Genomic DNA, 13,196 nt, shown 5'->3' on the forward strand with positions numbered 1-13,196 from the left:
TGGCCCGCCCGACCGGGACCAGTGAGCGGCGGAAACAAGGCACCACTGTTCGCGGTCTGCTGGCCCGGTTTGGCCTCAGGCAACAAGTCCAATGCAGAGTATCGCCCACGGGGTGGGCTCCTACGGAGGGGGTGCAGGGCCTGGAGCCGCGCATGGGGTACGGTTCCGGGCGCCGCCGAGCGCGGCCAAGGCCGGCGCCTACAATGGAGGTGGCCTCATCGGCCTACAGGCGGTGGTGTTGGTGGGTGGGGAGTTGGGTGCGGATGCGTTTGAGGTAGTCGCGGCTGATGCGGCCGATGAGCACGTCGGGTTCGGAGGCCAGGGCGGCCCGGGCGTCGCCCCAGGGGTCTATCAACTGGCTGTGGCCCCAGGTGCGGCGCTTGCTGTCATGCCAGCCGCACTGATTGACGCCCAGCACATAGCAGCCCTGCTCCACCGCTCGGGCACGCAGCAGCAAACCCCAGTGCGCCTGGCCGGTGCTGTGGGTAAAGGCGGAAGGCACCAGTATCAGCTCGGCACCCTGCTGGCGCAGGGCATCATAGAGTTCCGGAAAACGCAGGTCATAGCAGACCGTCAGGCCGACGCGAAGCGGCTCTCCATCATCGGCCGGAATATCCCAGGTTACCACCGAAGACCCCGGCGCGTAATGGTCCGACTCCCGGTAGCTGCCATAGGCGTCGCCCACATCCACGTCGAACAGATGAATCTTGTCATAGCGCGCGATCTGACGGCCGTCGGGCCCAAACACCCGACTGGCGGCCAGGCTTTTACCGGTCTTCTCATCGTGAATCGGCACCGTGCCGGCCACCAGATAGATGCCATGTTCTCTGGCCTGTTGGCTGGCCCAGTCACTGATCGAGCCTGCATCGCCGGCCGCTTCCTGCTGCGCCACCGTGTCGAAAGCGCCTGTACCCAGAGTGCCAAAATTCTCCGGCAGCACCACCAGACGGGCCTGCTGGGCCACAGCCTGCTCTATGCCCTGCGCGGCGTCCGCCAGGCTGTCTTCAACGGTGCCGCCACTGGTCATCTGCACACCGGCAACGGTCAGTATCGGGTTCTGCTCCGCCGTCGGGCTGGCAGATTTATCGGGCATCAGGTCCGAAGAGCTCACGCATTCTCTCCTCCAGGGTTGCTTCATTGCCCCTGATATCACTGTCAAAGAGCCGGCTGGCTCTGACGTCCGGCCGGGCAAGCGGCCCGCTGATCTCGGTGCGCACGCTGAACAGGCGCTCCAGTTCGCGCTCGAAAGCCCGCTCACCGAATATGACCATCAATGCCACGGGTGGCGAGAAGCCGGCCCCCAGCGCCAGCAGACCTGCAGTATTGCTGACCCGGGCGATGACGACGCCCTCGGCATCCAGTTCATCCTGCAGCATATCGTAATCACCACCGAAGAACATGCGGGCACCACTGCCATCCAGCGACAAGCGCTCGCCCACACTGACCAGACCCTCTTCTACCAGCAGATCACCGCGAATACGATCGTAGGAAATACCAGCCGAGAACACGTCCCGAAAATCCAGGGCCAGGCGACGGAAAATGCGGGTGACATTGAGCAGACCGATCACCCGGATGGCATCAAAATCTTCCAGTTCGCGCAGGTTGCCGTCACGCACATCGAAGCCAACCTGGCCCCGCACACCACGGCCGTCAAAGGCCAGCGGACTGCCCTGCCAACTCAGTTCTGCCGAGCCCTGGGCACGGTTGCTGGTGATCACCGGTGTCAGACCCGAGGCCACCAATACATCCGCCAGGTCACCGGTCGAGGCACGTAAATTCATGCTGGAGCTATGCTGCCCGGTAAGGGGGGTCTGCCATTCCATGTAGCCGTTAAGATTGACACCCCGGACGTCTCCGTTGATCCGGTCCACACGCAACCCTTCGGCGCGCGGACTCAGGGCAAACGCCCACTCGCCGAAAGATTCCGCATTGTAAGTCAGATTGTCGATCTCGATTTCCATGTGGGGCAACCAGGTCGGGTCAAGCTGTGCCAGCCAGTCCTGGTCCGGGTCATACTGGTATGGATCACGACGACGGCGCACGTCGGCGAGTAACAGTGGCTCGTCGTCCAATGCAGTGGCATCTTCCACAACCGCAGGAAGAATGACCCGGACCAGGTCGCCCAGGTGCAAAAAATCCAGAGCCAGCAGGGTTGGTTCACCCTGCTGGTCAGGCACTGACAGTGTGCCACCGACACGCCGTGAATCGACACGGGCGACCCATTGCTCTGCCTCTCTCTCCAGCGTCATGGTGCCACCGTCGGCTTGATAATCGCCAAGGAGCAGACTGTCCGTCTGCGCCCGTATCTCATGCAGACGGGTATCTGCAAGTGCATCAAGCAGGGCACGAAGGCCAGAGGGCGCGAGTAACTCTGGAGCGAGATCGACAATCTCGACTGGCACTGGAGGCCCCTCAACTTCGGGCTCGATACCCTCCCCTTCTGCCTGCGGCAAAGTGGCCGCAGCCAGCGGGCCGGGCAGCGCATACAGGGGCTGTATCTGCGCCCAGGCCTCGGCCCAGGCCTGTACATTGATTTCGGGGAGTTGAGCGCCAAGTTGAATATGATTGTCGGGCACAGACCCCGGCTCCCCATCACCCAACTGAATGGCGCCGGCTCTCGGAATCCAGTCAGCGCCGGCGCGCAAGTCGATATCAAGCGCGTCGTCATAGTTTGCGCGGATACGATGATCGCCCTCTCTCAGGGTCAATTGCAGGTCCAGCGGCCGACCCTCAGCGGCCTGCTTGCCCAGGGGCTCCGGAAAGTCGAGTGCCAGGCCGCGCAGGTCAGAGCTGGCCTGCAAATCTATGCTCCCTTCCTGCACCGACAATTCACCCTGATAGTCGATACTGGCCGACTGGCTGGCCAGCCAGGGGTCCTGCAGCCAGAGGCCCAGTTCAGCCAGTGGTATCAACCCTTGACCGGGAAAATAAAGTCGCCAGGCGCCATCTGGCAGTACTTCAGTCTGCATGGACGCTGCCAGTGGCCCGCCGAACAGCTCAGCCTGCAGGCCAGGTGAGCGCAGTCCACGCTGGGTGGACAGAAACAGAGGGCCATTGATCTCGTTGAAGCGAAGATTCTGCGTCGGCATGACCAGTTCGCTGTCCTGAACCGTCATGGCCAGCTCCAGTTCCACCGGCGCGTCAAAGAGGGGGATGCGCAGATCCAAATCACCGGAAACCCGGCCATCCAATTGCCAGTTCAGTATTTCCGGCGGCACCATGTCGCGCACTGGAGAATCCGTGACCAGTTGCCAGGCATCGCGACCCTCTGCTTCGCTGTAACCGGAAACAAAAACCGAGGTGTTTTCGACGAAGGGCAAACGAAGGCGGCCCTGATCCAGGGTCAGTTCCGCATACTGGCCGGTGTCCAGGCGCGCATTGATGCCATTGTGGTCAAGAAAGAAATTACCTCCAACCTGCTCGAACTCGGGCCAGTTTTCATCGATTTCGATGGTGGCCGAGGCGACGTCAGCGCCAATCTTGCCGATACGCGTACGCAGGTCATCGGCAAAGATGTTGGGCATGGCGATTGCCCAGGGGCCGCCTTCAACATCCTGCAAACGAGTGTGCATCCAGTCGAGAATATTGGCCGGCAATTGAATCGGCAGGCCACTGAACAGGCTTTCGGTGTGCAGCCGTTCTCCGGCCAGGGCCAAGGACAGAATGGTCTCAGCAGCCGACTCTCGTTCCGGGTCCATGGCCGTGGAAAAGGCAAACCGCCCCAGTACCCGACCACTGTCCCGCCAGTCGAAATCAACTTCGGAGCTGGCGATCTGAAGTTTCAGATCTTCTGACAGATGCCAGGCGACGGAGCCTGCACGGACGTCCATCAAAATGGGTTCGGGCAGCGAATTGGGCAACCTGACCTGCAGCGGGCCCGGCTCCACAGACACCACCCCCTGGCGCAGCCCGGCGCTGAATCGGGCATCGACCTGATCAAAACCCGGGATCTGCCCGAGATGCCCAAACTCGCCATTGCGAATAAGACCAGAGGCGCTCAGGCCCTCCAGGTCCCAGTCACCCTCTATGCGCGGTATATGGAGGGCCAGATCATTGACCTGCCCTCGGATACTGTGCCGCGTGAACAGGTCCACCGGCAGCCAGGGCTCCACCATGGCACCCAGAGTCACCACGGACAGTTGGCTGGTGTCCACGGTCAGGCCGTCCGGGCTCAGTGCAATATCATGACTGGACGGCAACCAGGTCTGATCGTTGTAGCTGAAACTGATGTCACGCAACCGGACTCGGTGCTCGTCTTCGCCACCCGGCTCCCAGTGCAATGCGGCAGACAAGTCCTGCAGGCTCTGCTCGGCCTCATCATTGGGCGCCCGGAACCGCAGATTGGCCTGCTGAAGGTCAGCCTGCAGATATTGCAGGCGACCATCACGCCAGCGCAGCCACCAGTTGGCCGCCAGCTCGAGCTGATTCAGTTCAAAGTCGGGGAGATCCGGCAGGGCTCCACGGAAAGGGGAAAGATCGAGCGTGTCATGGCGTAGATAGGCATACACATCCGGGTTGTTGCGAGTGTCGCGGGCTTCTATCTGCAAGCCGGCAGTGACTGCCTGACCTTCAGGATCGAAAATCAGCTCGCCACTGAGCTCGTGGTATTCGTGAGTGCCAATGATAAGGGCGTCCGCCAGCAGAATATCAAGGCTCTCATCGTCACTGGTCAGCGTGAGCACCATGTCACGCAGACGAATGGCGTCCTGCTCCAGCAACTGATTGTAGGCGGTTTCGAATACCTCTCGCAATTGTACATCCCGCTCCAGGATGGCGAAGGCAGGCACCTGCCACCGGTCACCGTCCTGAACGGCCTCGACGCGGCCGCCATTGACCTGAAAACGGTTGAAAATGACATTCTGCTTGGCCAGCGACGTCAGCAGTGCCGGCTCCAGCGTCACGCTGGTCAGCTCAAACGAATCACCAATCGACAGCCCTCGCACTGTGAATACCGGCCCGAACCCGCGCCACTCGCCCTGAATACCGGCAATGGACACGGGCTGTTCAAGCAGCTCGGAAAAATAGCTCTCGAGGGTAGGTGTGGTACGCTCGACCATGGGCGCAAGCTGCCGCCCGGCAATCACATAGACCACCATCAGCAGCGCCAAAAGCGCCATCGAACGCCACACGGCGCGGCGCAGGTTGAACAGCGTGGTGCGGGCGCTCATACTGACTCGGCCCTCCACCCGCGTGGATCAAAGCAGAACCACATCAAACTGGTCAGTCTGATACAGTGATTCCACTTGAAATTTGAGCGGTTTGCCAATGAATTCCTCCAGATCGGCTACTGCGGCAGATTCCTCATCCAGCAGTCGATCAACCACAGACTGTGACGCCAACACCATATAGCTGCGGTTATCGTATGCGCGTTCCTCGCGCATGATTTCGCGGAATATCTCGTAACACACCGTCTGCGCCGTTTTCATCCTGCCCCGCCCGCCGCAAGCGGGGCAGATGTCGGTGAGCAGATGTTCGAGACTCTCGCGTGTTCGTTTGCGGGTCATTTCCACCAGGCCCAACTCGGACACGCCGGTCACCTTGGTTTTTGCATGATCCCGCTCCAGTGTTTTCTCCAGCATCCGCAGTACCTGGCGACGATGTTCCGGATCTGCCATATCGATAAAATCAATGATGATGATCCCGCCCAGGTTGCGCAGCCTCAGTTGCCGCACGATGGTGGCAACGGCTTCCAGGTTGGTCTTGAAAATCGTTTCTTCCAGGTTGCGGTGCCCGACATAGCCGCCCGTATTGACGTCAATGGTCGACATGGCCTCTGTCTGATCGAAGATGACATAGCCTCCGCTTTTGAGGTCCACCTTGCGCGACAGGGCCCGTTCCAGTTCTTCTTCTACGCCGAACAGATCGAAAATCGGTCGTTCGCCAGGATAATATTCGAAAACCGGCTCGACTTCCGGGTTGTACTTGCGCACAAACTCAATCGTTCGAGCATAGGTCTCGCGCGAGTCAACGCGGATTTTCTCCACATCAGTGCGCACCATGTCTCTGGCGACGCGCAGAAACAACGGCAGGTCTTCATAAACGATGTGCGGGGGCGTCCGATCACGGGTCTTTTCCTGCAGGGCAGCCCACAAACGCTTCAAGTAGGCCATATCGGCCCGCAATTCCGCCTCGCCGGCCCCTTCGGCCGCGGTGCGCAGAATGAACCCGCCGCTGTTGATGTCCAGTTCCTGCTGCAAACTGCTGACCAGATGGCGCAATCGCTCCCGCTCTTCCTCCCCTTCGATGCGCTGGCTGATGCCGACATGGTCGGCATCCGGCATATACACCAGATAACGTGAGGGCACTGAAAACTGGGTAGTCAGGCGAGCGCCTTTGGTGCCGATAGGGTCTTTCACCACCTGCACCATCAGTGGCTGGCCTTCCCGCACCAGCTCAGCGATACCGGGAATGGTCTCACTGCCTGGGGCAATGTCACCGGCATGGATGAAGGCCGCCCGTTCGAGCCCGACATCAACAAACGCCGCCTGCATGCCCGGTAGCACACGCACCACCTTGCCCTGATAGATGTTGCCGACAATGCCACGTGACTGGGTCCGTTCGATGAACACTTCCTGGGCTACCCCGTTTTCCACCAGGGCGACACGGGCTTCCATCGGTGTCACATTGACCAGTATCTCAGCATTCATGTCAGGCGTTGTCCTTTGTGTGATCCATTGTCGTGAGTGTTCCGGGGTGAACCGGCGGACAGCAGATCGAAACCGGCTTCCTGCAGCAACTGTGCGGTCAGATCAATCGGCAATCCCATGACTGCATGATAATTGCCATCGATGCGCTGCACAAAGCGGGCACCTGCACCCTGTATACCATAAGCCCCTGCCTTGTCGGCCGGTTCGCCGGTCGCCCAGTAGGCCGCAATGTCATCAACACTGAGAGGGTGAAACCAGACCCGGGTAGCGCTTTGCCGGTGGCGCACCAAGCCATCCGGGCTGCACAGGGCAACGGCAGTCAGCACGTCATGCTCAGCGCCCGACAGGGCCCGCAGCATACGGTGCGCATCCGCCTGATCCAGGGGCTTGCCAAGAATCTGCCCGTCCTTGACCACGGTGGTATCGGCGCCCAGTACCCAGGTATCGTGCGGTGCATCGAGCAATTGCTGTACGTGCCGCGCCTTCTCGATGGCCATGCGGTCAACATAAATGGCAGGGCTTTCTGCCGCCAGCGGCGTCTCATCAATATGACCTGCCTGGACGGCAAAAGGTATTCCCAAGAGTTCCAGCAGCTCTTTACGCCGGGGAGAGGCAGAACCCAGAATCAGTGTCATCTTTCTATTTTACCCGGTATCGGATACGCAGACCACGAAGGGTCAGGTAAATCAAAGGCCACAGCAGCGCACTGCTGAGGGCTGGCAGAAGATAAAGACCACCGGGCGCAAACCCAGCCCCGAACAGCGCCCGCAGCGCCTGCTTGATAACCAGATAGGCACCAATGATCAGCAGTATCATGCCCGCCTGCTGCACCGGTGGGTAGATCCGTATCCGCTGGTGCAGTGCCAGTGCCGTGAAGGCGACAAAAGCCATGGCAACGCCCTGCATGCCCAGTGGCTTGCCACCATGAACATCCATGACCACACCGACCAGAAAGGCAAACAAGATACCGAACCGATAGGGAATGGCGAGCACCCAGTAGATCACCACCAGAGCCACCCACTCAGGGGCTGCATAGGCCGCCCAGCCGGGTAAGCCAAAGGTACTCAGCAGGATGGCCAGTACAAGGGTGGCATAAGGCACCCAGAGGTTATTCGCCTTGGGTATCTCCACGCCGATTCCTGTTGTTGTTCTGAGTATCAACGAGCAGCACATGTCGAGTCCGATCCAGTTCCGCAAGCGGCCTGGCCCGAACTTCGGAGAACTGTGCACCCGGAATGCGTTCTACCCGGCTGACTTCCGCCACCGGATAACCCATCGGGAAGCGCCCGCCCAGCCCGCTGGTGACCAACAGATCACCCTCCTGAATATCGGCGGTTTCGGGGACGAACATCAGGCTGAGCTCTGTCAGGTCACCGGTTCCAGTGACCGTAGTACGCACACCATTGCGGTTCACCTGAACCGGCACCGCATGGTTGGCATCACCAATCAGCAAGACCCGTGAGGTAAAGGGGTCCACCTCTATCACCTGCCCGACCAGCCCGTTGGCATCGATCACCGGCTGGCCGACATACACATTGTCGCGTGTACCGCGGTTCAGAATGACATGATGCGTAAAGGGATCAGGGTCGACACCGATCAGTTCCGCAGAAATAAACCGGTCTTCGAGCACTTCAGTGGCATTCAGCAACTGACGCAGGCGTCGGTTTTCGATTTCCAGGGAGATCATCTGCTGTGAGCGCCGTTCGAGCACGAACAGCTGTGCCCTCAATTGCGCATTCTCTTCAATCAGCGAAGCACGGCTGGCGACTGAGCGTGAGGCCCAGTCGGCAATGGAAGAAGGAATACTGGCGACCAGACGAATAGGCGCCAGAGTCGCCGAAACGCCTTGCCGCACATACTCAAGCTGGGCAAACCGCCAATCGGCGAGCAATAGCGCGCCTGCAAGCAGCAGAATCCAGAGAAACCGCTTACCGTATACACGCCTTTCCTGAAACAGGGAGGTGCTCATGAATGACCAGTGCCTGCGGCAACGAAGGACTCACGGTCAACCACTCCGGAGTTCAGTAATAACTCCACTTCAGCCGTCGTGAGCCAATTCGAAAATCTTGTCGTCCATCATTTCCAGAGCCCGGCCGCCGCCACGGGCAACACAGGTCAGTGGGTCTTCAGCGACCAGTACCGGCAACCCGGTCTCTTCGCTGAGCAGCTTGTCGATATCCCGCAACAAAGCTCCACCACCGGTCAGCACCATGCCCCGCTCTGCAATATCTGCAGCCAGTTCCGGCGGTGTCTGTTCCAGTGCGCTCTTGACTGCCTGCACGATGGCAGACAGGGACTCCTGAAGTGCATCAATCACTTCATCGCTGTTCAGGGTAAAGCTGCGCGGAATGCCTTCGGCCAGATTACGGCCCCGGACTTCAAACTCGCGACGCTCGTCGCCAGGAAAAGCGCAGCCGATTTCCATCTTGATCCGCTCTGCGGTCGCCTCACCAATCAGGCTGCCGTAGTGACGGCGAATGTAGGACACAATGGCCTCATCAAACCGGTCACCGCCGACCCGTACCGATTCGGCGTATACCACACCATTCAGCGAGATGATGGCGATCTCGGTGGTACCACCGCCGATATCAACCACCATGGAACCGCGTGCTTCATCGACGGGCAGACCCGCACCAATCGCTGCCGCCATGGGCTCTTCAATCAGAATCACCTGACGGGCACCAGCGCCATAGGCAGACTCGCGGATCGCTTTGCGCTCCACCTGAGTCGACTTGCAGGGTACACAGATCAGTACCCGCGGGCTGGGTGTAAAGAATGAGCCTTCATGCACCTTGGCAATGAAGTGCTGCAACATCTTTTCAGTCACCTGAAAGTCGGCAATGACGCCGTCTTTCAGAGGGCGAATGGCGGTAATGGAGCCTGGAGTACGGCCCAGCATCCGCTTCGCTTCAGTGCCCACCGCAGCAACCTCTTTCTGATTGCCGCGCACTCGAACCGCTACCACCGAGGGCTCATTCAGCACGATATCCCGATCGCGCACATATATCAGGGTATTCGCAGTTCCCAGATCGATTGACAGATCACTGGAGAATAAACCTCTGAGTTTCTTAAACATGTATTCCCGTCCGTTAACCAAAACCGTGAAGGCGCCGTGATAACCGCTGTGCACGCGCCTTGATCAGGCTGCAATGTATCAGTGGCGGGGATTTTGAGCAAGGCACAAATATGGTACCTTAGCGCCTTTCTGATCCTGCCCGTGTTCGGTTTTTGCCGGTTACGGGCCCGCCCGATAGTCAACCTTGGAGAAGCGCATGAGCCTTGACCGCTCGGAAGTGGAGAATATTGCCATGCTGGCACGCCTGAAAATCGACGAGCAGGATGTTCCGCGCTATGTCGATGCCCTGTCCAGCATCCTGGATCTGGTCGATGAAATGCAGGCCATCGATACATCTGGCGTCACGCCCCTTGCCAATCCGCTCGATTCGGTGCAGCGTCTGCGCGCCGACAATGTCACTGAAGACAACCAGCGCGAACATTTTCAGAGCATAGCTCCGGCCACCGATGCTGGCCTGTATCTCGTTCCCAAAGTCATTGAATGAACACGGATTCCCTGATGATCAACAGTACGCTCAAGCAGTTATCCGAAGGACTGGCCAAGGCAGAGTTCACCAGCGCTGAACTGACCGACGCTTATCTGCAACGCATTGCCGCTACCGACGGTGACCTGAATGCCTTCATTACCGTCACCGCCGACCAGGCGCGCGCCGAGGCCAAAGAGGCCGACGCGCTGCGCGCTCAGGGCAAGGCGGGCCCGCTGACCGGCATTCCGATTGCACACAAGGACATTTTCTGCACCCAGGGAGTGAGAACCTCCTGCGGGTCAAAAATGCTCGACAATTTTACGGCGCCCTACGAGTCGACCGTTACGGATAAATTACGCACCGCCGGAATGGTCATGCTGGGCAAGACCAATCTGGATGAGTTCGCCATGGGCTCCTCTACCGAGAGCTCCTTCTATGGTCCGACACGCAACCCCTGGAACACCGAGGTGATTCCCGGGGGGTCGTCAGGGGGCTCGGCAGCAGCCGTTGCCGCCGGCCAGGCCCCGGTCGCCACTGGCACCGACACCGGCGGCTCCATTCGCCAGCCTGCGGCCCTGTGCAACCTGACCGGCCTCAAGCCGACTTATGGCCGGGTGTCGCGCTGGGGCATGATTGCCTATGGTTCCTCGCTCGACCAGGGTGGACCCATTGCCCGCACAGCGGAAGACGCGGCCCTGCTGCTCAACGGCATGGCCGGGTTCGATCACAAGGACTCCACCAGCAAGGACATTGCAGTTCCGGACTATACCGCCGATCTCGACAAGCCACTCGACGGTTTGCGCATCGGTCTGCCCGAGGAATACTTCGGCGAAGGCCTGAACAGCGACATCGCTGCCCGGGTCGAGGCTGGCGTGAAAGAGCTGGAAAAACTCGGTGCCACCGTCAAGCGCATCAGCCTGCCGCGCACCCGGCTGTCCATTCCGGCCTACTACATCATTGCGCCGGCAGAAGCCTCCACCAACCTCTCGCGCTATGATGGCGTGCGCTACGGCTATCGTTGCGAGGCCCCCAAGGACCTCCTGGACATGTATACCCGCACCCGGGCCGAAGGCTTTGGCGAAGAGGTCAAGCGCCGCATCATGATCGGCACCTACGCCCTGAGCGCCGGCTACTATGACGCCTACTACAACAAGGCGCAGCAGTTGCGGCGTCTGATCAAGGACGACTTCCAGAGTGCGTTCGCAGAAGTCGACGTCATTGCCGGTCCCACCACGCCTTCACCGGCCTGGAAACTGGGCGACAAGAGCAATGACCCGGTCTCCATGTATCTGGAAGACATCTACACCCTGTCGGTCAATCTGGCCGGCCTGCCGGGCATGTCCGTGCCCTGCGGTCAGGTCGACGGCCTGCCCGTCGGCCTGCAACTGATCGGCAACTACTTTGCCGAGGCGCAACTGCTCAATGTGGCACACCAGTACCAGCAGGTCACTGACTGGCATCAACAGACTCCGGCATTCGGTTAAGAGGTAGCGACGAACATGGAATGGGAAACCGTGATCGGGCTGGAGGTACACGTCCAGCTCTCGACCAACACCAAGATATTCTCTGGTGCCAGCACCCGCTTTGGTGCGGCACCCAATACACAGGCCTGCGGCATTGATCTGGGCATGCCCGGGACGCTGCCGGTATTCAATGAAAACGCCCTGCGCAAGGCCGTCTCTTTCGGTCTGGCGATAGATGCTAATATCGGGCAGCATTCGGCTTTTGACCGGAAGAACTACTTCTATCCTGACCTGCCCAAAGGCTATCAGATCACCCAGATGGACCACCCCATCGTGGGCAAGGGTCAGGTCGAGATCATGATGGATGACGGCACCACCAAGCTGGTGGGCGTCACCCGGGCGCACCTCGAGGAAGATGCCGGCAAGTCACTGCATGAAGATTTCCATGGCATGACCGGCATCGACCTGAATCGCGCCGGCACACCGTTGCTTGAGATCGTTTCCGAGCCGGATATCCGCAGCGCCAAAGAGGCGGTGGCCTACCTGAAAAAAATTCACAGTATTGTCACCTACATCGGCGTTTCAGACGGTAATATGGCCGAAGGCTCGATGCGCTGTGATGCCAACGTCTCTATTCGCCCCAAGGGGCAGAAAGAGTTCGGCATGCGCTGTGAAATCAAGAACGTCAACTCGTTCCGCTTTGTGGAGCGCGCGATCAATCACGAAGTAGAACGCCAGATTGCCTTGATCGAAGATGGCGGCACCGTAGTGCAGGAGACCCGACTGTATGATGCGGAGCTGGATGAAACCCGCAGCATGCGCTCCAAGGAAGTGGCCAACGACTACCGTTACTTCCCGGAGCCCGATTTGCTGCCGGTGGAGATAGACGACAGCTACATCGAAGCAGTGCGCAGCGAGTTGCCCGAGCTGCCGGATGCCAAGAAGGCCAGATTCCAGTCCGAGTACGGGCTGAGTGAATATGATGCCGCCGTGTTGGCAAGCACTCAGGACATGGCCTACTTTTTCGAAGCTGTGGCCAGCAAGAGCCAGGAACCCAAGCTGTCGGCGAACTGGGTCATGGTGGAACTGGCAGCGGTGCTGAACAAGTCCAACACGCCGATCAGCGAAAGCCCGGTATCCGCAGAGAATCTGGGACAGCTGATTGTTCGTATAACCGACAATACAATCTCATCGAAGATGGCCAAGGCCGTGTTTGAGGGCATGGTGGAGGACGGCAGTGATCCGGACACCATCATAGAAAAGAAAGGCCTCAAGCAGGTCAGTGATACGTCCGCTATAGAAGCCATGATCGATGAGGTCATCGCCAACAACCCCGGGCAGGTAGAACAGTACCGGGGTGGCAAAGACAAGCTGTTCGGCTTTTTTGTCGGCCAGGTCATGAAAGCCTCCAAGGGGCAGGCAAACCCCGGTGTGGTCAACGATCTGCTGAAGAAGAAACTATAACGACGACAGGACCCTCGGTTCACTGTAGACTGAAACCACAACCCGGCCTGGAAGTGGCCGGGTTATTTCACAGTGAATCA

General features: G+C 59.4%; 10 protein-coding genes. 3 read left to right on the forward strand and 7 right to left on the reverse strand.

Going from position 1 to position 13,196, the window contains the following annotated elements:
- Positions 1-223 precede the first annotated feature (223 nt).
- From LAT62_RS03045 to LAT62_RS03075, 7 genes are all read right to left on the reverse strand, one after another.
- Positions 224-1,111, reverse strand: a complete 888-nt coding sequence (locus LAT62_RS03045; protein WP_293378772.1) for a carbon-nitrogen hydrolase family protein — start codon at positions 1,109-1,111, stop codon at positions 224-226.
- Positions 1,083-5,168 carry an AsmA-like C-terminal region-containing protein gene (locus LAT62_RS03050; RefSeq protein ID WP_293378775.1) on the reverse strand — a complete coding sequence of 1,362 codons (4,086 nt, stop codon included), beginning with the start codon at positions 5,166-5,168 and terminating at the stop codon, positions 1,083-1,085. Before LAT62_RS03050 ends, LAT62_RS03045 begins: the two co-directional genes overlap by 29 nt.
- A gap of 27 nt (positions 5,169-5,195) precedes the next feature.
- Positions 5,196-6,647: a ribonuclease G gene (gene rng, locus LAT62_RS03055; protein ID WP_293378778.1), complete on the reverse strand. Its 1,452-nt coding sequence runs from the start codon at positions 6,645-6,647 to the stop codon at positions 5,196-5,198.
- Positions 6,644-7,282 (reverse strand): nucleoside triphosphate pyrophosphatase, encoded by a 639-nt coding sequence (locus LAT62_RS03060; RefSeq protein WP_293378781.1) that lies wholly within the window; start codon positions 7,280-7,282, stop codon positions 6,644-6,646. The genes rng and LAT62_RS03060 overlap by 4 nt, the downstream gene beginning before the upstream one ends.
- A gap of 4 nt (positions 7,283-7,286) precedes the next feature.
- Entirely contained in the window at positions 7,287-7,778 is a 492-nt protein-coding gene (mreD, locus tag LAT62_RS03065) for a rod shape-determining protein MreD (RefSeq protein WP_293378784.1), read from the reverse strand.
- A complete protein-coding gene (gene mreC, locus LAT62_RS03070; RefSeq protein ID WP_293378787.1) occupies positions 7,756-8,616 on the reverse strand; it encodes a rod shape-determining protein MreC in 861 nt (286 codons plus the stop codon). The genes mreD and mreC overlap by 23 nt, the downstream gene beginning before the upstream one ends.
- Before the next feature lie 69 nt (positions 8,617-8,685).
- Positions 8,686-9,723, reverse strand: coding sequence for a rod shape-determining protein (locus LAT62_RS03075; protein WP_293378790.1), 1,038 nt, complete (start codon positions 9,721-9,723; stop codon positions 8,686-8,688).
- A 196-nt stretch (positions 9,724-9,919) separates the two neighbouring features.
- Here LAT62_RS03075 and gatC point away from each other — a divergent pair, with 196 nt between their 5' ends.
- From gatC to gatB, 3 genes are read left to right on the forward strand one after another with little or no spacing between them, the layout of a single operon-like run.
- Positions 9,920-10,207, forward strand: a complete 288-nt coding sequence (gene gatC, locus LAT62_RS03080) for an Asp-tRNA(Asn)/Glu-tRNA(Gln) amidotransferase subunit GatC (protein WP_293378793.1) — start codon at positions 9,920-9,922, stop codon at positions 10,205-10,207.
- Between the two features lie 14 nt (positions 10,208-10,221).
- The gene (gene gatA / locus LAT62_RS03085) at positions 10,222-11,673 is read left to right on the forward strand and encodes an Asp-tRNA(Asn)/Glu-tRNA(Gln) amidotransferase subunit GatA (RefSeq protein WP_293378937.1); all 1,452 of its coding nucleotides are present in this window, start codon (positions 10,222-10,224) and stop codon (positions 11,671-11,673) included.
- Between the two features lie 15 nt (positions 11,674-11,688).
- Complete coding sequence (gene gatB, locus LAT62_RS03090; protein WP_293378796.1) at positions 11,689-13,116, forward strand: Asp-tRNA(Asn)/Glu-tRNA(Gln) amidotransferase subunit GatB; 1,428 nt, start codon at positions 11,689-11,691, stop codon at positions 13,114-13,116.
- The last annotated feature ends 80 nt before the right edge of the window (positions 13,117-13,196 follow it).

Source organism: Natronospirillum sp. (genome assembly GCF_022565775.1).
GTDB lineage: Bacteria > Pseudomonadota > Gammaproteobacteria > Pseudomonadales > Natronospirillaceae > Natronospirillum.

Excerpts from the sequence above, each read along its gene's own strand:
- LAT62_RS03050 (WP_293378775.1), bottom strand. The coding sequence starts at position 5,168 with ATGAGCGCCCGCACCACGCTGTTCAACCTGCGCCGCGCCGTGTGGCGT.
- rng (WP_293378778.1), bottom strand. The coding sequence starts at position 6,647 with ATGAATGCTGAGATACTGGTCAATGTGACACCGATGGAAGCCCGTGTC.
- LAT62_RS03060 (WP_293378781.1), bottom strand. The coding sequence starts at position 7,282 with ATGACACTGATTCTGGGTTCTGCCTCTCCCCGGCGTAAAGAGCTGCTG.
- mreC (WP_293378787.1), bottom strand. The coding sequence starts at position 8,616 with ATGAGCACCTCCCTGTTTCAGGAAAGGCGTGTATACGGTAAGCGGTTT.
- LAT62_RS03075 (WP_293378790.1), bottom strand. The coding sequence starts at position 9,723 with ATGTTTAAGAAACTCAGAGGTTTATTCTCCAGTGATCTGTCAATCGAT.
- gatC (WP_293378793.1), top strand. The coding sequence starts at position 9,920 with ATGAGCCTTGACCGCTCGGAAGTGGAGAATATTGCCATGCTGGCACGC.
- gatA (WP_293378937.1), top strand. The coding sequence starts at position 10,222 with ATGATCAACAGTACGCTCAAGCAGTTATCCGAAGGACTGGCCAAGGCA.
- gatB (WP_293378796.1), top strand. The coding sequence starts at position 11,689 with ATGGAATGGGAAACCGTGATCGGGCTGGAGGTACACGTCCAGCTCTCG.